General features: G+C 63.2%; 16 protein-coding genes. 9 read left to right on the top strand and 7 right to left on the bottom strand.

Going from position 1 to position 19324, the window contains the following annotated elements:
- Positions 1-12 precede the first annotated feature (12 nt).
- Both J4G32_RS04600 and J4G32_RS04595 read right to left on the bottom strand, forming a co-directional pair.
- A complete protein-coding gene (locus J4G32_RS04600) occupies positions 13-2124 on the bottom strand; it encodes a hybrid sensor histidine kinase/response regulator (RefSeq protein ID WP_210484923.1) in 2112 nt (703 codons plus the stop codon).
- A 99-nt stretch (positions 2125-2223) separates the two neighbouring features.
- Positions 2224-2808 (bottom strand): SspB family protein, encoded by a 585-nt coding sequence (locus J4G32_RS04595; RefSeq protein WP_210484921.1) that lies wholly within the window; start codon positions 2806-2808, stop codon positions 2224-2226.
- A 219-nt stretch (positions 2809-3027) separates the two neighbouring features.
- On the opposite strand from J4G32_RS04595, the gene J4G32_RS04590 reads away from it, so the two are divergent.
- Entirely contained in the window at positions 3028-3822 is a 795-nt protein-coding gene (locus tag J4G32_RS04590) for a thymidylate synthase (RefSeq protein ID WP_210484919.1), read from the top strand.
- A gap of 87 nt (positions 3823-3909) precedes the next feature.
- On the top strand, positions 3910-5085 hold the full coding sequence (purT, locus tag J4G32_RS04585; RefSeq protein WP_210484917.1) for a formate-dependent phosphoribosylglycinamide formyltransferase: 1176 nt from the start codon (positions 3910-3912) through the stop codon (positions 5083-5085).
- Positions 5086-5101: 16 nt separating this feature from the next.
- Here the strand turns inward: purT and J4G32_RS04580 are convergent, their stop codons facing one another.
- Positions 5102-6490, bottom strand: coding sequence for a hypothetical protein (locus tag J4G32_RS04580; RefSeq protein WP_210484915.1), 1389 nt, complete (start codon positions 6488-6490; stop codon positions 5102-5104).
- A 207-nt stretch (positions 6491-6697) separates the two neighbouring features.
- Between J4G32_RS04580 and J4G32_RS04575 the strand changes: the two genes are divergently transcribed.
- The 7 genes from J4G32_RS04575 (at position 6698) to J4G32_RS04545 (ending at position 12117) form a co-directional block, all read left to right on the top strand.
- Positions 6698-7003 (top strand): DUF2293 domain-containing protein, encoded by a 306-nt coding sequence (locus J4G32_RS04575; protein WP_210484913.1) that lies wholly within the window; start codon positions 6698-6700, stop codon positions 7001-7003.
- A gap of 37 nt (positions 7004-7040) precedes the next feature.
- Positions 7041-7520 carry a GNAT family N-acetyltransferase gene (locus tag J4G32_RS04570; RefSeq protein WP_210484911.1) on the top strand — a complete coding sequence of 160 codons (480 nt, stop codon included), beginning with the start codon at positions 7041-7043 and terminating at the stop codon, positions 7518-7520.
- Positions 7521-7574: 54 nt separating this feature from the next.
- Entirely contained in the window at positions 7575-8087 is a 513-nt protein-coding gene (locus J4G32_RS04565) for a dihydrofolate reductase (RefSeq protein WP_210484909.1), read from the top strand.
- Between the two features lie 136 nt (positions 8088-8223).
- Positions 8224-9369, top strand: coding sequence for an FtsH protease activity modulator HflK (hflK, locus tag J4G32_RS04560; RefSeq protein WP_210484907.1), 1146 nt, complete (start codon positions 8224-8226; stop codon positions 9367-9369).
- Positions 9366-10289, top strand: coding sequence for a protease modulator HflC (hflC, locus tag J4G32_RS04555; protein ID WP_210484905.1), 924 nt, complete (start codon positions 9366-9368; stop codon positions 10287-10289). The genes hflK and hflC overlap by 4 nt, the downstream gene beginning before the upstream one ends.
- Before the next feature lie 6 nt (positions 10290-10295).
- Positions 10296-10487 (top strand): DUF2065 domain-containing protein, encoded by a 192-nt coding sequence (locus J4G32_RS04550; protein ID WP_210484904.1) that lies wholly within the window; start codon positions 10296-10298, stop codon positions 10485-10487.
- 106 nt (positions 10488-10593) lie between these two features.
- Complete coding sequence (locus tag J4G32_RS04545; RefSeq protein ID WP_210484902.1) at positions 10594-12117, top strand: DegQ family serine endoprotease; 1524 nt, start codon at positions 10594-10596, stop codon at positions 12115-12117.
- Positions 12118-12275: 158 nt separating this feature from the next.
- Here the strand turns inward: J4G32_RS04545 and J4G32_RS04540 are convergent, their stop codons facing one another.
- The 4 genes from J4G32_RS04540 to serB form a co-directional block, all read right to left on the bottom strand.
- A complete protein-coding gene (locus J4G32_RS04540) occupies positions 12276-15167 on the bottom strand; it encodes a calcium-binding protein (RefSeq protein ID WP_210484900.1) in 2892 nt (963 codons plus the stop codon).
- A 332-nt stretch (positions 15168-15499) separates the two neighbouring features.
- Complete coding sequence (locus tag J4G32_RS22070; protein WP_343232586.1) at positions 15500-17452, bottom strand: hypothetical protein; 1953 nt, start codon at positions 17450-17452, stop codon at positions 15500-15502.
- Positions 17453-17536: 84 nt separating this feature from the next.
- A complete protein-coding gene (locus tag J4G32_RS04530; RefSeq protein WP_210484898.1) occupies positions 17537-18322 on the bottom strand; it encodes a cadherin repeat domain-containing protein in 786 nt (261 codons plus the stop codon).
- Between the two features lie 84 nt (positions 18323-18406).
- A complete protein-coding gene (gene serB, locus J4G32_RS04525) occupies positions 18407-19315 on the bottom strand; it encodes a phosphoserine phosphatase SerB (RefSeq protein WP_210484896.1) in 909 nt (302 codons plus the stop codon).
- Positions 19316-19324 lie beyond the last annotated feature (9 nt).

Below are 19324 nucleotides of genomic sequence, written 5' to 3'. Positions count from 1 at the left end.
CGCAGCTGCGCGTCAGCTTTCCTGAGCCGCGACCGCGTTCGACATGGCGGTCAGAAGCGTGTCAATGCTGAACGGCTTGAGGATCGTGGGAACGACCTTCAGCCGGGTCTCGTTCAGGCGCTCCGCTTCCGCATAGCCGGTCATCAGGACGATGGGGAGGTCGGGATAGGCCTCCCGTGCGGCGTCGATGAAACCGAGACCGTCGAGGGACGGCATGGCGAAATCCACCACAACAAGCTCGATATCCGGGTCTTGCGCCAGCATATTCAGTCCATCGACACCGTGCTTTGCCTCGCTCACCTGGTAACCGCATTCGCGTAGGCTTTCGGTGATAAAGCTGCGCACGCCGGTATCGTCGTCGATGACCAGCACATGCGCGCCCTGTCCATCGACGCGTTCGACGGAAAGCTTTGCGGACTCGCTGAGCGGCTCAAGACCCGTGCGCGGGAGATACAGCGCGACTTCGGTTCCCAGGCCCATGGCGCTTTTCAGCCGAAGCGAGCCGCCCTGCTGTTTGACGAAGCCGTAGATCTGGCTGAGGCCGAGGCCCGTTCCCTTGCCGAGATCTTTCGTGGTGAAGAACGGCTCGAAGACTTTCGTGCGGAGCTCTTCAGGGATGCCCGTTCCGTCGTCGCGCACCGAAATTCGGACGTAGTCGCCCGCCGCAAGATCGCCCGGCAGATCGGCCGGTTGCGCGTTCTCGGCAGCGATCACCAGCTTGCCGCCGGACGGCATGGCGTCCCGCGCGTTGATCGCAAGGTTGAGGAGGGCAACCTCGAGCTGATTGCGGTCGGTGATCACCGGCCAGAGATCAGGCGCCAGCTCGGTGGAAATCTCAATGCTTGGTCCGATGGTCCGCAGCAGCAGGTCCTGCATGCCGTGAACCGACTGGACGATGTCGGTCGGCTCGAGCGACAGCGCCTGCTGCCGCGCAAAAGCCAGGAGCTGTCGGGTCAGCTTCGCGCCGCGCTCACCGGCCAGCATGGCATTCTCGAGGAGGCGGTCGACACGCGGATCCACAACCCGCTTCTTGGCGAGTTCCACATTGCCGATGACGATCGCCAGGAGGTTGTTGAAATCGTGCGCAACGCCTCCGGTCAACTGCCCGATCGCCTCCATCTTCTGCGCCTGTCGCCGATGGGTTTCGCTCTCCTCCAGGGCCTGCGTCCGCTCATGAACCAGCCTTTCCAGGTGTTCGCGATAATCCCGCAACTCGTCTTCGGCGCGTTTCTGTTCGGTGATGTCGTTGCCGAGAACGAAGATGCCGACCGTCTTTCCCGCAGCGTCATGGATCGGCTGATAGACGAAATCGAGAAAGCGCTCAGAGGGCGCCTCGGAGGGATTTTGCCGTAACCGGATGCTGAGGCCGCGGCCCACGAACGGCTGCCCGCTCGCATAAACCTGATCGAGCAGTTCGATGAACCCCTGCGACGAGACCTCCGGGAGCGCCTCCGCCACCGTCTTGCCGATGATGTCGCGCTGCCCGATCACCTGGATATAAGCAGCGTTCGCCATTTCGAAGATGTGGCTCGGACCGCGCAGCACGGCGGTGAAGCCGGGGGCCTGCTCGAAGAGCCGGCGCAAGTGCTGCCGCTCTTCGTTGAGAACCTCGTTCTGTTGCTGAACCGCGCGCGCCCGATTGAGGATCCCGCCCTCGATGACAGCCGACGGGCCGGTCGCGCCCTCGGAGAGCCGCGATGCCTGACGGAGGTGGTGCAGTTCGGTGACGTCCACCGTGTGCTGGAGAATGTAGGCGACAGATCCGTCCCCAGCCAAGATGGGGGTGTGGGTGGCGCTCCAATACCGCTCATCGAATGTGCCGTCCGGACGCGGGATATCGTAGTGGATGAGGGGGATATGATCCGTCGTCCGCTCCCGGACAACGCGCTGCAGCGAGTCCCGCAACTGCGCCACGTTCGCGCGGCCAAGCTCGTCCGGGGTGCCGGGAAACGCCTCGAAGATATTGCGGCCGAGGATCTCCTCGCGCAGACGCATCGTGACCTGAAGATAGGCGGCGTTCATCCCGAGAATCGCCATCTCGGGCGACAGCAGGATGTAGGGGTTCGGGCTCACATCGAAGAGCGTGCCGAAATCCACGACAACGTCTGGGCGCAAACGCGTCAATGGTGCCTCCGGTCGCCGGATCTCCCAGCCGCAGCCAAGGAGAGCGGCCGGCACTGACGAACCAGGGTCGGAGGAAGGCGCATCGTGGTCGGACTCGCCTCAGTTCTTTTTGCGGAATGCGTCGAGGCTGACGACCTGCGCTCCTGGCGTGCCATCGGGCTCGTCGCCTGTGGTCGCGGCGGCAGCGGGCTCGGCGTCGTCCTTTGCCGGCTTTTGGTGAGAAACAGGTTTGTCTTCGGGGGACGATTTCGCCGCAGGCTTGAGGGCGACGGGGTCCGAACCTGAGACGGGCGCGACAGGCGCCGTCTCGGCATCCTCGTCGCCTTCCTGCGAATCGAATTTCAGTCCGAATTGAACGGAGGGATCGAAAAATCCAGTGAGGGCCTCGAAGGGGATGAGAAGTCGCTCGGGAACGCCCGAGAACGACAAGCCCACTTCGAAGGTATGGTCGGTGATGATCAGGTCCCAGAACTGGTGCTGCATCACGATCGTCATTTCCTGAGGATATTTCTCGCGCAGTCGGTTCGAGATCCGGACGCCTGGGAAATCTGTCTTGAAGGAAATGTAGAAATGGTGCTCGCCGGGAAGGCCATCCTTGCCGGCATCGATCAGCACGCGGCGCACCACCCCCCGAAGGGCGTCCTGCACCAGGAGATCGTACCGGATGAGGTCTTTATTGGCCATGCAGCAGCCCTTGGCAAAGATTGACAAAACAGTTCCAGGTTCCCCCGGTTCCGATGGAAGTGTCCGACCGCATGCCGGTCTGACAGGGATCACGTTCGGAAGTATCATTATAGGAACCGACGCGCCACTTTGAAAGAGCGGGGGAAAAAGCGCCGGCGAGCCAATTGATGCCTCGGAACCGCCCCGGAACCCGGCCTATAATCCGCCGAGGAGCCGTTCATGAAAGCCTATCACGATCTGTTGCGCCGTATTCTCGATCAGGGCGTCCACAAGGACGACCGAACCGGGACCGGCACCCTGTCCATTTTCGGCCATCAGATGCGGTTCGACCTGGGTCGCGGCTTTCCGCTCGTCACCACCAAGAAGCTGCACCTGCGCTCCATCATCTACGAACTGCTGTGGTTTCTGAAAGGGGACACCAACGTCCGTTACCTGCAGGATCACGGCGTGACGATCTGGGACGAATGGGCGGATGCGAACGGCGATCTCGGCCCCATCTACGGGCGGCAATGGCGCTCGTGGCCGAAGGCCGATGGTGGAACGGTCGACCAGATCCGGTGGGTGATCGAAGAGATCAAACGCAATCCCGATTCGCGCCGGCTGGTTGTCTCGGCCTGGAACCCCGGTGAGATGGACACGATGGCGCTCGCGCCCTGTCACTGCCTGTTCCAGTTCTACGTTGCCGATGGCAAGCTCTCCTGCCAGCTCTATCAGCGTTCCGCCGATGTGTTTCTCGGCGTCCCGTTCAACATCGCAAGCTATGCCCTTCTCGTGCACATGGTAGCGGATCAATGCGGGCTGGAGGTGGGGGATTTCATCTGGACGGGCGGAGACACGCACATCTACGCCAATCATCTCGAGCAGGTGCAGCTCCAGTTGACGCGCGAGCCGTTTCCCCTCCCGCGCCTGCATCTCAATCGCCGGCCGCCGTCGATCGACGACTACCGGTTTGAGGATTTCGAGATTCAGAACTATCAGTCTCACCAGTTCATCAAAGGCAAGGTCGCCGTCTGATCGGGGCTGACGCGACAGCAGGCGGGGCGCATGCTGGCGGTTGCGTCTGCGAACGCGCGTTCCATCGGCACCCCGAGAGGCAATACCATGGTCTTCACCGCGAAAATTCTCCTTCTCGGATCAGGCGAACTTGGCAAGGAATTGGCCATTTCGGCCAAGCGCTATGGCTGCTATGTGGTCGCCTGCGACAGCTATGCCGGAGCGCCGGCGATGCAGGTCTCAGACGAAGCGGAAGTGTTTTCCATGCTCGATCCCGATGCGATGCGCGCCGTCGTCGAGAAGCATCGGCCGGATTACATCGTCCCGGAGGTCGAGGCGATCCGCACGGAGGTGCTGCAGGAATGCGAGGAGCGCGGGTTTGCCGTCGTGCCGTCGGCGCGCGCAACCTTCATGACCATGAACCGTGATCGCATCCGCGAGGTGGCGGCGAGCGATCTGGGCCTGCGCACGTCGAAATACCGCTATGCCGAAAGCTTCGCAGAGGTCGCCGCAGCCGCGCGTCACACGGGCCTCCCTTGTGTAATCAAGCCAGTGATGTCGTCCTCGGGCAAGGGCCAGAGCACGGTGCGCGTGGAGAGCGATCTCGAGGAGGCGTGGAATTACGCGGTGGCCAATATGCGCGGCGACCGTCGCAAGGTGATCGTCGAGGAGTTCATCCCCTTCGATTACGAGATCACGCTGCTGACCGTTCGCACACGCGAGGGGGTGAAATTCTGCGAACCGATCGGTCACCGCCAGGATCGGGGCGATTATCAGGAATCGTGGCAGCCCGTCGCCATGTCGGCCGCAGCCCTGGCCGAAGCCCAGCGCATGGCCGAAAAAGTCGTCGATAACCTCGGTGGCTTCGGCCTGTTCGGTGTGGAGTTTTTCGTTGCAAACGACGCGGTGATCTTCTCCGAACTCTCGCCCCGTCCCCACGATACCGGAATGGTCACCCTGATCTCGCAGAACCTGTCCGAGTTCGACCTTCACGCGCGGGCCATTCTGGGCCTGCCGATCCCCGCCATTCGCCTGCATGGGCCGTCGGCGTCTGCCGTCATCCTGGCCGACCGCGACTCGCGTGCGTTCACCTTTGCGGGTCTCGGCGAGGCGTTGAATCAGGGGAACGGCGACGAAGAGGTGGACCTGCGCATCTTCGGAAAGCCGACGACGCGTCCCTACCGCCGGATGGGCGTTGCGCTCGCCCTGTCCCAGAACACGGATGCGGCCCGCGACACCGCGCGCCGCGCGGCCGATTGCGTGACGATCCGCTACGCGGATTGAGCCTTCTGCTGCATCGTCAAAGGTGCATGCCCCGGCGCAAGGAGACTGCGCGGGCCAGCAACCCCACGCCGCCGCCGCTGAAGAACCCATTGGGAAACCAGTGCGGAAAATGCACCATCGCGGCCAGCAGCTTGTCGCCGATGCGGCGGTCCCGGTCCACGAAGAACAGGCCGGCCGCGACCATGGGCACGTAGCTTTTCCATTCCGGGCTCTCCTGCGAAAGCGGCGCGCGGAAATCGATGAGGCGCGGCGTCTCGGTGCTTCGCGTCAGGGCGTTGAGACCCGCGGGATCGTTCATCACCACGTCCGCATAGGTCCGGGCGATCCCGATCATTTCGGCCTCGGTGATCAGAAGGCCGTACCGGGCGAGCGCCAGCGGCAGTTCCGCCGTCACCGTCATCTTCCAGAAATACTCGGATTTCGGCGTCTTCCGGAAGGCCGGATCCTGCTCATAGGGGGATGAGATCGCTCCGTTGCGATCAACCACCGTCGCTTTCCGGTAGAAGTTGAGCAGCTTGCGGGCGCGCTCAAGATGCCGGGAATCGCCGCCAAACTGGTACAATTCCACGAGACCTGCCGCGAACGCGGTCATGTGATTGATCGGCTCGACGATCTGCGGGAGGAAAGCGTAGCGGTAATAGCCGGCATCGTGCTCGGGGAGGTCGACATAATAACCCTCGAATTCGTCGAATGACGGCGCGAGATCCTGTGCCATGCGGATGATGTCGTCGTGCTCCTCTCCCTCGGCCGCGAGCCGGTTCGCCAGACAGAGAATCGGCAGGGCGATCAGCCCGGTCACGGTGATGTCCGAGCCGCTCATGGAGGGGCCGCCGAACGTGATGACGGAATCCCAGGATTTGACGATCCGCTTTTGGTTTCCATCCACGATGCCGTGGCGGTCGGCGCGCGCATCCATGACGTTTTGCGCCGCTCCTACCAGAAGATCGAGAAAGCGTCGGTCCTGAGTGCCCTCATAGAGCTCGATCGCGGCTCGTCCCCAGAAGGACCATTGCCACGCGAAGGCCTGTCCCCGCTGCGCCATCGGCGGGAGGGCCGGGTCTGCGCTGTCAGGGGCGGTGAGCCACCGCAAACCCCAATCGAGGAAATCGTGAAAGACATCGCGATGCGGCGTGCAACTGGTGAAGACCCCGAACGGGCTTTCCGGGAAGCGGGCGAGCCGTTCGTCAAAGGTGGAGGGATGCTCGAGAAGCGCGCGGACCTCGCGGTGATCGACGGATTCCCCTATGCTCATGCGCCCCCACGCGCTCACATAGCGTCGATAGGCTGAGCGCGTTTCGTCGAGATCGCCCATTCTGAGGCTGGCTTTTCGCCAGCCGCTGAGGCACGCCGCCGCACAAGCGGAGGTGGCAAGGGACGTGAGAACGCGGCGGCGGGTGAGAGACATCGGCGGTCCTGAAATAGCGTTTCAAAAGACCATAGCGCGATCGAACGCATCAGGATATCGTTGCGTTGACGAGCAGCGCGGCGCTCATTGGTAAATTGGGGTGGACGGTTTCGAGCAAGCCTTGGCACCGGGTCTGGATTGTTCCACCCTGCTGCGGTCAGGCATCGCGGGTGGGGCATGGCCAGTCTCGGGTTGAAGGCGCGAACCATGAATCGACGGGAAGCCGTCGAGAGCGCGGTGCGCATTCTCGCACCCCGGATTACCCGTCACGAATTCGAAGCAGTGACCGACCACGCGCTTCTGAGCCGGGGTCTTCGGACAGCATCTGTCGAGGCAGCGGCTTGGTTGTCGCTGGTGGCGTTCATCCGCCATCGGCTGACCGACTACGAGAGCCTTCTGGACGAAGGCTATGACGTCGACAGCGCGAGATTTTTCGTGCTCGATGACCTCAATGCCGTTTTGGCTGCCTGGGGCTGCAGACGGCGCGTCGACAACGAGGAAAACGAGCCCTGATGCTGATTGTCCGTCACCATGGCTGCGGCGCCCGCCGATGAGCCTGATTCTGCGTCCAGCCCAACTCTCCGATGCGCCGACCATCCTGGCGTTTATCCAGGCGCTGGCGGCCTATGAGAAGCTTGCCCACGAGGTGCGTGCGACCGAAGAGGATTTGGCGGCTGCTTTGTTTGGCCCGCATCCCCGCGTCTTTGCCGATATGGCCGAATGGGACGGCGAACCGGCCGGATTTGCCCTCTGGTTCTACAATTTCTCGACGTTTCGCGGTCGCCATGGGCTTTATCTCGAGGACCTGTTCGTGCGGCCGGAATTTCGCTCCAAGGGGATCGGCAAGTCCCTGTTGCAGCATCTCGCCCGGCGCTGCGTCGCCGAAGGGCTCGCGCGGCTCGAATGGTGGGTGCTCGACTGGAATGAGCCAGCCTTGCGGTTCTATCGGTCGATCGGCGCTTTGCCGATGGACGAATGGACGGTTCAGCGGGTAACGGGGGACGCACTCGCGCGGCTGGCGGCCGAGTGATCGCGCGCGACCCAAACCTCGTCCCCGCCTGTTCGAAAAGGCCCGTCCACTTTCATGACCCATCCTCTCATCATTGTCGTCGCGGCCGCCCAGAACGCTGTCATCGGTGACGACAACCGCCTGCTGTGGCGGCTCAAGACCGATCTGCGGCGGTTTCGCGACCTCACCTGGGGCAAGCCGATGATCATGGGGCGCAAGACTTTTCAGTCAATCGGCAAGCCGCTCCCGGGTCGCGAGACGGTGGTGCTCACCCGCGATCCGGGGTTTTCGGCGCCGGGCATTCATGTGGCCCATAGCTGGGAGCAGGCGGTGGAAAAAGCAGGGGCGCTGGCCGAATCAATGGCCGCTACCGACATTGCAGTTGTCGGCGGCGCTGAGATTTACGCGCTGGCGCTTGATCAGTCCCAGAAAATATTCCTCACACGGGTCGATGCGGAGCCGGAAGGCGATGCGGTTTTTCCCGCTTTCGATCGCTCCGTTTTCCGGGAAGTTGCGCGAAAGGATCACCCGAAAGGGCCCGATGACGAACATTCGTTCAGCTTTATTGACCTCGAAAGACGGTCCTGACCCCGGCCACGGTTGACGAAAGCCGCCGCAATCCCCAACTCGCAGCCTTGACAGGCGGGAGAAAGAACCCCGACAACCGCCTCTATCCTATCGGCTTGACGATGGCCGGTCTTTTCAGAGTGAGGAAAAGCGACCTATGCCTTGGAGTAACCAAAGCGGCGGCGGCGGCCCGTGGGGGCAACGCGGCGGATCAGGCGGAGGCGGCAAGAGCCCTTGGGGTTCTGGCGGCAACCCGGGCAACGGAGCCCCCCCGGATCTCGAAGATATCCTGCGCCGCAGCCAGGACCGTCTGAAAAATATCATTCCGGGCGGCTCCATGGGCGGCAAGGGTCTGATCGCGCTCTTCCTCGGCGCCATCGTCATCTGGCTTCTGACCGGGTTCTATACCGTCCGTCCGAACGAGGTCGGCATCAACATGATCTTCGGCAAATACACGGGCACGACCGGGGAGGGCCTGCGCTACAACCTGCCTTACCCGATCGGCCGCGTGATCAAGCCGAACGTCACCGAGCAGCAGCGCATCGAGGTTGGCTACCGTTCGTCGGCCAATGCCCAGCAGCGGTCCCGCGACGTCATCGAAGAGAGCCTCATGCTCACGGCCGACGAGAATATCGTCGACATCGATTTTGATGCGGTCTGGCAGGTCAACGCCGCCCGCGCCCAGGATTTCGTCTTCAACCTGCAGAACCCCGAGGGCACCATCAAGGCGGTGGCTGAAAGCGCCATGCGTGAAGTGATTGGACGACGCAACATTCAGGCGGTGCTGACGACCGAGCAGGCAAGCGTCGCGCAGGAAGTCCGCCAGATCATGCAGGAGACGCTCGATACTTACGGTGCGGGCGTGCTGATCAACGTCGTGCAGTTGCAGGCGGTTGCGCCGCCGGCTGATGTTCGCCAGGCGTTCTTCGACGTCAATGCGGCGCAGCAGGATGCGGTGCGCGTGCAGAACGAGGCTGAAACCTTCGCCAGCCGCATCGTCCCGGAAGCCCGGGGCGAGGCTGCGCGGACTGTGCAGCAGGCTGAAGGCTATCGCGAGCAGTCGGTCGCCGATGCCTCCGGTCAAGCTGGCCGTTTCCGCACGGTCTACGAGGAATATCGCAAGGCTCCGGCAATCAGCCGCGAGCGGATGTTCCTTGAGACGATGGAGCGGGTCTATGGCGGGGTGGACAAGATCATCATCGACCAGAACACACAGAATGTGGTCCCGTATCTTCCCTTGAATGAGATGCCGCGCCGTCCGCAGATCGGGACGACGGCAACGCAGCCGGGAGCCGCGCGATGAACAACTCCGCTCTCCGCACTGGCCTCCTCGTCTTCCTCGGGGTCGCCGTCATCGTGCTCTACAGCGCGATCTTCTTCGTGCAGCAGACGCAATACGCGCTTGTGCTGCGCTTTGGCGCCGTCCAGGCCGAAATCCGCGATCCGGGGCTGCATTTCAAGCTGCCCCTGATCGACAACGTGACGTATTTCGACAGGCGCGTTCTCGACTTGGATCTGCCCGTTCAGACTCTCCTTTCCGCCGACCGGCAGAACCTGGAAGTCGATGCGTTCACCCGCTATCGGATCGTCGATCCGCTGCGGTTCTACCAGGCTGTCGGCAGCATCGCGCTGGCCAACCAGCGTCTGACGAGCTTCACGAACTCCGCCATGCGTAACGTGCTCGCGAGCGCCTCGCGCGACGCCATCGTGCGCACCGATCGCGCTGCCCTGATGAACAGGATCCAGTGGGACGTGAACACGCAGGCGGCAAGCCTGGGCATCGAGATGGTCGATGTGAGGCTCACCCGCGTCGATCTCCCGGCCGCCAACAGCCAGGCCGTGTATCAGCGCATGCGCACCGAGCGTGAGCGGGAGGCCGCGGATCTGCGGGCGAACGGTTCTCAACGTGCGCAGACGATCCGCGCTCGCGCCGAGCGCGAGTCGGTTGTCATCCGTGCTGAAGCCAACCGGCAGGCCGAAGAACTTCGCGGCCAGGGCGATGCGGACAAGAACCGCATTCTGGCCGAGGCGTTCGGGGCGGATCCGGACTTCTTCTCCTTCTTCCGATCCATGCAGGCCTACGAGACCGGCCTGAAATCCGGGGATACGCGGTTGGTGATGAGCCCGAATTCGGAGTTCTTCCGGTACTTCAATGATCCCTTGGGCGGCAGGAACGGAGCGTCCACTCCGACGCCTCCGGCTCAGTCTGCGCCGGCTCAATAAGCGTCCATGCTGGACCTGATCTCAGCCCTCGGCCTCGCTCTCGCGGTCGAGGGCATCTTGTTTGCCGCGTTTCCGGACGGAATGCGGCGCGCGATGTATGAGGCTGCGCACAGCCCGAGCGATCGCATGCGGATCGTGGGAATCGTCTCGGCCCTGGTGGGTGTCGCAATCGTGTGGGCGATCCGACACTTCGGCTAGGGTTTAGCCCCGCTTCCGCCGCAATCGGCGCTTGAATGACGAGACAGATCGAGCAACCGCGTTTTACCGTTCTCCCAAGAACCGTTCTCCCAAGAGAGGATCGTCGATGAACCACACCGTGACTGCGCCAAGGCTCTCCCGATCGGCATCGCGCCGCTCGCCCCTGCGGCTGGCCGCCTCCTGCCTGGCGGTCGTGACTCTCCTTTCCACCTCTGTGCCGATGGCGGCGCAGGCCCGCTCGGCGCCGGAATCCTTCGCCGATCTCGCCGACGAGGTGACCGGCGCCGTGGTCAATATTTCGGCATCGACCACCGTTGAGGCGCGAGGGCGCACGCTGCCCCAGCTGCCCCCCGGCACGCCCTTCGAGGATCTGTTCGAGGAATTCTTCAACCGTCGCGGCCAAGGCAACGGCAATGGCGGCGGGAGCGGTGAGACGGCACCACAGCGCCAGCGCCGGTCGAATTCCCTCGGTTCCGGTTTCGTCATCGACGCCTCCGGCATTGTCGTCACCAACAATCACGTGATTGGCGACGCCAACGACATCAGCGTTATTTTCCCCGATGGCACACGCCTGAAGGCCGAGATCATCGGCAAGGATTCCAAGGTCGACCTCGCGGTCCTGAAGGTGAAGAGCGACAAGCCGCTCAAGGCCGTCAAGTTCGGCAATTCCGACGTGATGCGGCCGGGCGATTGGGTGATGGCCATCGGCAACCCGTTCGGGCTCGGCGGCTCTGTCACGGCCGGCATCGTGTCGGCCCGCGGCCGCAACATCGAATCCGGCCCTTACGACAACTACATCCAGACGGACGCTGCCATCAACAAGGGCAATTCCGGCGGTCCGCTGTTCAACATGAATGGCGAAGTCATCGGCATCAACACCGCCATCCTGTCGCCCACCGGCGGCTCCGTCGGCATCGGTTTTGCGGTTCCGGCCTCGACTGCGTTGCCGATCATCGACCAGCTGCGCGAATTCGGTGAAACCCGCCGGGGTTGGCTCGGCGTGCGCATCCAGAACGTAGATGACGCAACGGCCGAGGCGCTGGCGCTGGGTTCGGCCCGCGGCGCGCTGATCGCCGGCATTGACGACAAGGGCCCGGCAAAGCCCGCAGGCCTTGAGGTCGGTGACGTCATCGTCAGCTTCGACGGTAAGGCGGTCAAGGAATCGCGCGATCTTCCGCGCATCGTCGCATCGAGCCCGGTCGGCAAGGCGGTCGATGTGCGCATCGTGCGCAAGGGCCAGGAATCGACCAAGCAGGTCACGCTCGGACGGCTGGAGGACGGCGAGAAGCAGGCATCCCTGACGCCGCCTGCCACCGAGCCGCCCAGCGTGACGAAGCAGGCCCTGGGCCTCAACCTCTCCGGGATCAATGAGGAGCTTCGCCGTCGTTTCAGCCTCAAGGACGACCTCAAGGGCGTAGTTGTGACCCGCGTTGATCCCAATTCACCGGCTGCCGACAAACGGATACAGGCCGGCGAAGTCATTGTCGAAATCAGCCAGGAGGCGGTGACATCCCCGGCCGACGTGACCAAGCGCCTTGACAGTCTGAAGAGCCAGGGCCGCAAGTCAGCCTTGCTGCTGGTGGCCAATCCCCAGGGCGAGGTGCGCTTCGTGGCTTTGCCCATCGAGTAGCCCGACGGTTCACGCCACCACGAAAAAGGCGGCCCCGGGGCCGCCTTTTTGCTGCGCTGATTGGGCTGTCGCCACCTCGGAACCGCGGGTCGGCCGCGGCTCCGCCTAAAAAAAGAGAGCCCGAAGGCTCTCAGGTGTCGGGCCGTGGCCAGCCCCGATCAGAAGATCAGGAAGTCGTGATAGCTGAGCTTGTCGAGACCTTTGCTCAGTTGCGCGATCTGCACCGCGGCCTTCCCGCCGGTTCCGTCGATGTCAAAGAGAAGCTTGCCGTTCTTCTCGTTGTAGATGACCCGATCGGAGGCATCATGCGCCTTTGCCCCGATATGGAACGCATCCTTGCCGAGCACTCCCAGCTTCAGTGTCGAAAAGATCGACTTCGACAGACCAATCGTGTCGTCGGAAACGACAAAGTCGGTGATGACATCGACATTGTCTTTGCCGAGCTTGGTGTCGAACACGAAGGTGTCCTGTCCGGAACTCCCGGTCAGCACGTCGCGTCCCAATCCCCCCGCCAGCCGGTCGTTGCCGGCGCTGCCGAGAAGCCTGTCGTTGGTGGCGCCACCGACCTGCGTGTGGTCGGTGGCGGAAGTCGCCGCAACAGACGACGAATCGTCCGGCCCGTTTGGCACGACCATGAAGTAGAGCACCTGCTGGAAGTGCCCACCGTGCCCGTCCGAAACGTTCACTTTGACATGCACGTCGGGCGGCACGTTGCCTCCGAAGGCATCACCATTGGCGACGATCAGCTTGTCGCCCTTGATTTCAAACCGGCCGTCCGAGTCGTCGACGAGGGTGTAGGTCAGAGCGTCATTGTCCTCGTCCATGGCCTGCAAGGTGCCCAGCACCATGCCGGTCTTGGCCCCGACGATCATCGGCTGACCGTCGAACCTGAGATGATACGGCACGTGGTTGCCGCCCGGTTGTGGCGCCGACTCGTCATTTGGTATGTCCTTCACCGAGATGAGGAAGGACTTGTCGAGGTGCCCGCCACGCATGTCATTCATGCGCACCGTGATGGTGTGGGATGTCGCCTTCTCATAGTCGAGCAGCGCGCCGTCGTTGACGATCAGCTCGTTGTTATGCATGCGAAATCGCCCGCCCGCATCGTCGATGAGGTTGTAGGCCACCAGGCTGTCGTCGGGGTCAGTACCGGTGAAGAAGCCCACAACGCTTTCGTCACTGGCGTTCTCCGTCACCTCGTTTCCGTGAAGCACGATCTCCGTCGGGGGGAGATTGGGCGGAGGCGCGTCACCGCCGTTCACGACGACCGTGAAATCCTTTTCGACATGCCCGTCATGCACATCTCTGACAGCGGCTTTGATCGAGAAGGAGTTCACGCCAGGCGAGAAGGCCATTCCTGTTGCCCGCACCTCATTCCCCTCGAGGACGAAGTGACCATCCGCATTGTCCAGGAGTTCGTAGGTGAGAGCATCGCCGTCGGGATCGCTCGCGCGAAGCACGCCGACGACGCTTCCCTCGTGCGGATGATCGACCACGGGCATGCCGAGGGTGTCGAGGATCAGGTCCGTGGGCGCGTGGTTTCCGGTCGGCGGGACCGGCGGCGGCTGCGGGATCGGGTCAGGCTGGTCGTTGCGAACGACGATGTGGAACGTGTTCTCCTGGCTGCCGCCATGACCGTCACTGACGCCGGCATGGAGGGTGATGACCGATTGTCCGGCCGCGAACACTGCCCCCTGGGCGACCCGCACCTCACCATTCTCGATGACGAACCGGTTGTCCGAGTCGGGCAGAAGCGCGTAGGCGAGCGCATCGCCGTCCTGATCGGCAGCATGAAGCAAACCGACGAGGCTGCCGTCATGCGGGTTGATCACCTGCGGGGCGCCGAGCATGTCCAGCATGAGATCGATCGGGGCGTGGTTTCCGGTTGGCGGGACCGGCGTCGGCGGGATCGGCGACGGGAGGTCGTTGTGAACGACGATGTCGAACGTCTTGTCCTCATGTCCGCCATGGCCGTCGCTGACGGTCGCCTTGATCGCGTAGGAGGACTCGCCCTGCGCGAAGGTGGCGCCGTCTGCGACGACCACCTGATTTCCCCTGACGACGAAGCGGCCCTGCGCATCGTCCAGAAGCGCGTAGGTGAGTGCATCGCCGTCCGGATCATACGCAGTGAGAAATCCGACGAGGCTGCCGTCATGTGGATTTTGCAGCACCGGCTGACCCAGATCCTTCAGGACGAGATCCGTCGGTGCATGGTTTTCGGGGTGCGGCGGGGGCTGAGGGATCGGATCAGGCAGGTCGTTGTGAACCGTGATGTGGAACGTTTTCTCCTCGCTGCCGCCATGGCCGTCGCTGACTCTGGCGTGAAGCAGGACGACCGACTCGCCTTCTTCGAACACGGCTCCGTGCGCCACGCGAACCTTGCCGTCCTCCATGACGAACCGGTTATCGGAGTCGGGCAGCAGCGCGTAGGTGAGCGCATCGCCGTCAGGATCGGTCGCACGCAGCATACCGACCGGGCTGTCGTCGTGCGGGTTGATCAGCAGCGGCGCACCGAACATGTCCAGCCAGAGTCCGGTTGGAGCGTGGTTCTCGGTCGGCGGCGGTGTCGGCGTTGGTGGAGGAGTCGGGTCGCCGTTTTCCCCAAGGGCCGCCAGCACGTCCGCCCGATGCCAGACCGTGCCATCCGCGAAAACCAGGTTCTCAATGTGGCCACCGGTCGGTGAGACGCTGAAGTAGTTGCAGATGTCGATGCCCGGGCCACCGTGATAGTAGATGTGCAAATTCGAGCCGTCCCCGCCTCTGAGAAAGCTCATGTCGGACACAAGCGCGTCAATCCGCACAGTGTCGTTATCGCCGCCCTCGTCGGAGACGTACTGGTAGAAGCTTGAAGGCCGCCAGAGGTAGGTGTCGTTGCCCCGTCCACCCGCGAGAACATCGGGTCCGATGCCGCCGTCAAGCGTATCGTCGCCGTCTCCTCCGAGCAGAAAGTTGTCGCTGTCGTCGCCGAGGATCACCCGGCCGACGGCATCAGAGGGCGTGTTTGAAACGATCTGGGGCGTCAGCGAGAACGGATGGTTGTTCTTCGTCATAAGAGCCTCCCTATAGGCGTAATTGCCTATACGTTACTTTATAACAATTATGGGAGCTGTCAGATGCGCCATTGGTCGCGCAAGCTTGACCATTGAAGGCCCGGCGACGTCGGCTGTTGTGCGAGTTTGAGACAGGAGGCAATGCTGATTTCGAGCGTATGTCAGCCGTTGAACTCAGGCGGACGTGAAATCCAAGCCCGCCGACCGGTTGCGGGACTCCCAAGGTCCGCAACGGCAGCGAGACGATTGCGACATAGTGACGCATAGTAAGATTGCGAGCGCGGAGAAGGCAGCCGCCCACCCCGCGCTTCGCGGGCGACGCTTATGTCCTGTCAGATCACGAAGAAATCGGTGTGGGACAGCAGCTTCAGTCCGCTTCCGATCGCCGCGACCAGTACGGGCTTGTATGCGGTGCCGCTCCCATCCGCATCGTAAAGCAGAGCCCCGGATTTTGCGCTGTAAATAACGCGGTCGTCGGCATCCTCAGCCTTCGTGCCGACAACGAAGGCCTTCTCCGCCAAGGTACCCTTGCTGATCGCACCAAAGAAGGACTTCGCCAGTTGGATGGTGTCGTCCTTCGCCGAGAAGTCCGTAATGCGGTCGACGTTGGCTTTTATAAGCCTGGACGCGAAGACGAACGTGTCCTTTCCGGCGCCGCCGGTCAGCACATCCTTCCCGGTGCCGCCTTCCAGCGTATCGTTGCCGCGTCCGCCGAAAAGCCTGTCGTTGCCCGCGCCGCCGGCAAGCGAGTCGTTCCCCGAGCCGCCGGTGATCACGTCGTTGCCGTTATGGCCTGACAGAGCGTCGTTGCCGCCACCGCCGATGATGGTGTCGTTGGCGTCGCTGCCCGGGACGGTTTCCTGATCGTCGTCGTCGACCTGGACGACAAAAGCCTTGTCCAGGCTTGCTCCGTGCGAGTCGGTGACCCGAATCCGGATGGCGTGGGAGGCCGCGCCCTCATGGTCGAGAAGAGCGCCATTGGCGACCTGCAACTCGTCGCCCATGATGGCAAACCGTCCGCCCGCATCGTCGAGAAGCGTGAAGGTCAGCGCATCCCCCGCATCCTCATCCTTGCCGAGGATGAGGCTGACCACGGTCCCGTTCGCGCTGTTCTCGAGCACACCGTCATCCGACAGCAGAATGTTCGACGGTGCGTGGTTCTGAGGCACAGGATCGCCCGTTTCGGGCATGTCCTGCAGATCGATGGTGAATGTCTTGACGAAGGACAGGCCGCTGGAATCGGTCGCTTCGACGGCGATCGTGTGCGTGCTGGCGGTCTCGTAGTCGAGCTTGCTGCCATCCGCCACCACGATCTTTTCGCCCACGAGCGCAAAGCGGCCGCCCGCATCGTCGACCAGCGTCAACGTCACGGCGTCGCCGTCCGGATCGACGGCCTTGAGTATCGCAACCGGCGCGCCATTGGGTGCGTTTTCCGGGAGAGAGTGGCTTCCAATGAAGAGAATGTCGCTCGGCGCGCGCGGGTCGGTTGGTGGGTGACCGCTCTCGTCGAGATCGAGGAGCTTGATGTCGAAGGTCCTCGCGACGGACAAGCCGTGCGCATCCGTCGCAATCACGATGATCGCGTGGGAGGTCGCGGTCTCGTAGTCGAGCTTGCTGCCGTCCGCCACCACGATTCGGTTGCCGACCAGCGCGAAGCGGCCGTCGGCATTGTCCTTGAGGGTGAATGTCACCGCGTCGCCGTCCGGATCGATCGCGGTCAGGAGTCCCACTTCCAGGCCATTCGGAGCGTTCTCCGGCACCGGCTGCTGAATGTGCAGCACAATGTCGCTCGGCGCGCGATTCACAGGAGGCGGCTGAGGCGTCTCGTCGAGCACGTCCTGGACGTGAATGGTGAATGTCGCGGTGCGAGATGCGCCAAACGGATCGGCGACCCGAACGGTGATCTGGTGCGTGGTGGCCGTCTCGTAATCCAGCTTCGTGCCATCCGCGACGACGACGAAACCGTTGACGATCGCGAAGCGCCCGCCTGCATTGTCCGTCAGTGTGAAGGTCAGCTCGTCGCCGTTCGGATCATGCCCGATCAAGCGCCCGACCTTGTCGCCTGTTGCGGCGTTCTCGACAACCGCCACCCCGTCGAGCATCAGCTTGTCGGGAGCTGAATTCTCCGGCGGATCGGTGGGCGGCGGGCTGCCGCTCTCCGGTGCGTCGAGGACGGCGATCTCAAACGTCTTGATGACGGAGGCGCCATGCGAATCGGTTGCCCGAACGGCGACGGTATGGCTCGACTGGGTCTCGAAATCGATTTTTGCGCCGTCGAGAACCACGAGCTTGTCGCCCTTGATGGCGAACCGATCGGCGGCATTGTCGACGAGGCTGTAGGTGAGAACATCCCCATCGGCATCGAGTGCCTAGAGAGCCCCGACCATCGTGCCGGTGCTGGCGTTTTCGATCACCGCCCGGCCTGTCAGCTCCACGTCCTGCGGGGCGTGATTGACCGGCGGAGGAGGCGTCGGTTCGTCCCGGTCCATGACCTGGATGGTGAAGGTCTTTTCCGCCGAAAGACCAGTGGCGTCGGTCACGCGAACCCGGACATCGACCGTCGGTGCCGTCTCGAAATCAAACCGGCTTCCGTCCGCAACGACGAGCGCATTGTTGATGATCGTAAAGCGTCCGTCAGCATCGTCGGCCAGTGTGTAGGTGAGAGCGTCCCCATCGGCGTCATAGGCTTTGATGGTGCCGACGATAAAGCCCGTATTGGTGATCTCGCCGACCCAGTCGCCGGTCAGCCGGACGAGGTCGGGCGCGCGGTGCTCCTGGGGTGGAACGGGCTCCGGCGGGGGCGGGGTCGTCGAATCCGGCTGGCCCTGCTCCCACACATCCCTGACTTGCAGGTTGAACGTCCTGTCCCGGAAAGCCCCGAACGCGTCAGTGCAGCGGATGGTGACCGGCAGCCAGGGCAGGGTCTCGTAGTCGATCCGGCCGGACTCGGCGACAACGAGCTTGGTGCCCTCGAGGCGAAACCGGCCGTCCGCATCGTCCAGCAGCTGGAATTTGGCCGGCGAGCCGTCGTCGGAGCGGGCGAAGAGGTCGCCGACGACCGTGCCGACGGCCGCGTCTTCGAGCACCTGCGTGCCGAAGAGTTCGATCCAGGGCGCCTCGTGCACGGCTTTAGGGGCGGATAGGAACGACGCCATCGGAAAACCCCTAGGATGGGAAAGAAGGTTTCCGATGATAGAATATAATAACATCTAGTCAAGCTGGCGTGGCTATCTCGCTGCCTAGTTGGTGAGAATATCGTCTTCCCGATAGCCCTGCGCGTACAGCAAAGCCGTCAAATCCGCATGATCGATGCGGGCGTCGGCCGCGGCAGCCACTGCCGGCTTGGCCCGAAAGGCGACACCGAGGCCGGCTTCGCCCAGCATCGCCAGATCGTTGGCGCCGTCCCCCACCGCGAGGGTGTCCTCGGGGGCGAGCCGGAGATGCTGGCGCAATTCCACGAGGGTGGCGAGTTTGGCCTCGCGTCCGAGAATGGGCTCCTCCACCAGTCCGACAAGTTTGTCGGCGCTGACGAGGAGGCGATTCGAGCGGTGTTCGTGAAAGCCGATCAGGGCCGCGACCGAGCCTGTGAAGAGCGTGAAGCCGCCGGACACGAGGCAGGTATAAAAACCCCTGGCCCGCATGGTGCGCACGAGCGCCCGGCCGCCGGGCGTCAGGGTGATCCGGCTCTCCATGATCTCGTCGACGACGCCGACGGGCAGGTCCTTCAGGAGGGCCACCCGTTCGCGGAGCGCCGGCTCGAAGGCGATCTCGCCGTTCATCGCCCGCTCGGTGATGGCCGAGACCTCGGCCTTGAGGCCGACGAAATCGGCCAGTTCGTCGATGCATTCCTGCCCGATCATGGTGGAATCCATGTCGGCGAGAAACAGCCGCTTCAGCCGGTGAGCCACGGGCTGCACCACCACATCGACCGGCTCGTCGCCGATCTCACGGCGCAGGCGCGCCTCGATGGCGGCAGCGGTGAGCCCAACGGGGGCGAACAGGTCGGCCGCGATGCCTCTTGCCAGGATCGCGTGTTGCGTGTCCTGTCCGAGCGCCTTTGCGGCCCGGGCCACCAGGGCGTCCGTGACGGCGGGGTGGGCCGGGTTGGCGACAAGCGTCGCGACCAGCGCGGGCTGCGGAGATGCCATCAGGGAGAC

The organism is Microvirga antarctica (genome assembly GCF_017921815.1).
GTDB lineage: Bacteria > Pseudomonadota > Alphaproteobacteria > Rhizobiales > Beijerinckiaceae > Microvirga > Microvirga antarctica.
The sequence above is the reverse complement of the archived record's forward strand: the minus strand, read 5'-3'. Positions and strand labels throughout refer to the sequence as shown.

Excerpts from the sequence above, each read along its gene's own strand:
- J4G32_RS04595 (WP_210484921.1), bottom strand. The coding sequence starts at position 2,808 with ATGGCCAATAAAGACCTCATCCGGTACGATCTCCTGGTGCAGGACGCC.
- J4G32_RS04590 (WP_210484919.1), top strand. The coding sequence starts at position 3,028 with ATGAAAGCCTATCACGATCTGTTGCGCCGTATTCTCGATCAGGGCGTC.
- purT (WP_210484917.1), top strand. The coding sequence starts at position 3,910 with ATGGTCTTCACCGCGAAAATTCTCCTTCTCGGATCAGGCGAACTTGGC.
- J4G32_RS04580 (WP_210484915.1), bottom strand. The coding sequence starts at position 6,490 with ATGTCTCTCACCCGCCGCCGCGTTCTCACGTCCCTTGCCACCTCCGCT.
- J4G32_RS04575 (WP_210484913.1), top strand. The coding sequence starts at position 6,698 with ATGAATCGACGGGAAGCCGTCGAGAGCGCGGTGCGCATTCTCGCACCC.
- J4G32_RS04570 (WP_210484911.1), top strand. The coding sequence starts at position 7,041 with ATGAGCCTGATTCTGCGTCCAGCCCAACTCTCCGATGCGCCGACCATC.
- J4G32_RS04565 (WP_210484909.1), top strand. The coding sequence starts at position 7,575 with ATGACCCATCCTCTCATCATTGTCGTCGCGGCCGCCCAGAACGCTGTC.
- hflK (WP_210484907.1), top strand. The coding sequence starts at position 8,224 with ATGCCTTGGAGTAACCAAAGCGGCGGCGGCGGCCCGTGGGGGCAACGC.
- hflC (WP_210484905.1), top strand. The coding sequence starts at position 9,366 with ATGAACAACTCCGCTCTCCGCACTGGCCTCCTCGTCTTCCTCGGGGTC.
- J4G32_RS04550 (WP_210484904.1), top strand. The coding sequence starts at position 10,296 with ATGCTGGACCTGATCTCAGCCCTCGGCCTCGCTCTCGCGGTCGAGGGC.
- J4G32_RS04545 (WP_210484902.1), top strand. The coding sequence starts at position 10,594 with ATGAACCACACCGTGACTGCGCCAAGGCTCTCCCGATCGGCATCGCGC.
- J4G32_RS04540 (WP_210484900.1), bottom strand. The coding sequence starts at position 15,167 with ATGACGAAGAACAACCATCCGTTCTCGCTGACGCCCCAGATCGTTTCA.
- J4G32_RS04530 (WP_210484898.1), bottom strand. The coding sequence starts at position 18,322 with ATGGCGTCGTTCCTATCCGCCCCTAAAGCCGTGCACGAGGCGCCCTGG.
- serB (WP_210484896.1), bottom strand. The coding sequence starts at position 19,315 with ATGGCATCTCCGCAGCCCGCGCTGGTCGCGACGCTTGTCGCCAACCCG.